1 protein-coding gene is annotated in these 642 nt (G+C 46.6%); it reads left to right on the top strand.

Going from position 1 to position 642, the window contains the following annotated elements; all coding sequences use genetic code 11:
* Positions 1–82 precede the first annotated feature (82 nt).
* The coding region (locus SJ312_RS23315; protein WP_319868422.1) for a contractile injection system protein, VgrG/Pvc8 family at positions 83–642 on the top strand (560 nt) is incomplete at its 3' end.

Raw genomic sequence — 642 nt, 5'->3', positions numbered from 1 at the left:
GCTCGAAGCGTAAGTTCGAATTTAGCGAGCCTTTCGAGGCTCGTTTGCGTTTTTAGCTTTTTCTTCCGTAGAGGAAACTCCCATGTCTTGGAAAGACCCCAATAAAAACAAACGACTTGGCAGCCCCGAAAATAACCCACTTATTCACGGTGGTGGGTATGCGGGTGGCAGAACCTATGCACAAGACCAAGCCTTGCAAGAAGCCCATGGGCAACTGCTAGAGCGTATTATGAATGGCGAAATGGGGACAGGATTAGTATTCACTTGTACGATTGGTGGGCTACCTGAAAATACCTTTCAAGTCACGCAATTTGATTTACAAGAAGGGCTTTCCCAACTCTTTTCACTGTCGATTCAGGCGGTCAGCCCGTTACCCGAGATTGATTTTCAAACAGTATTGGGTGTGGCCTCCTCGCTGACCGTAAAACGAGATGGAAAAATTCTTCGCACAGTACAAGGCATTTTAGCCGGGGCAGAGCAAGGGAATACCGATGGGGTTAAAACCTGGTATCACTTTGTGATACGCCCTGAAATGTGGGTGATGACGCTTAAGCAAGACAGCCGCATTTTCCAAAATATGACGGTGCCGAACATTCTTGAGACGCTATTAAGCGAGTCTCACATCAAATTTGATAAGCAGTT

The organism is Providencia sp. CIM-Carb-044 (assembly GCF_033901115.1).
GTDB lineage: Bacteria > Pseudomonadota > Gammaproteobacteria > Enterobacterales > Enterobacteriaceae > Providencia > Providencia hangzhouensis.
This window is presented reverse-complemented; position numbering and strand designations above follow the sequence as displayed.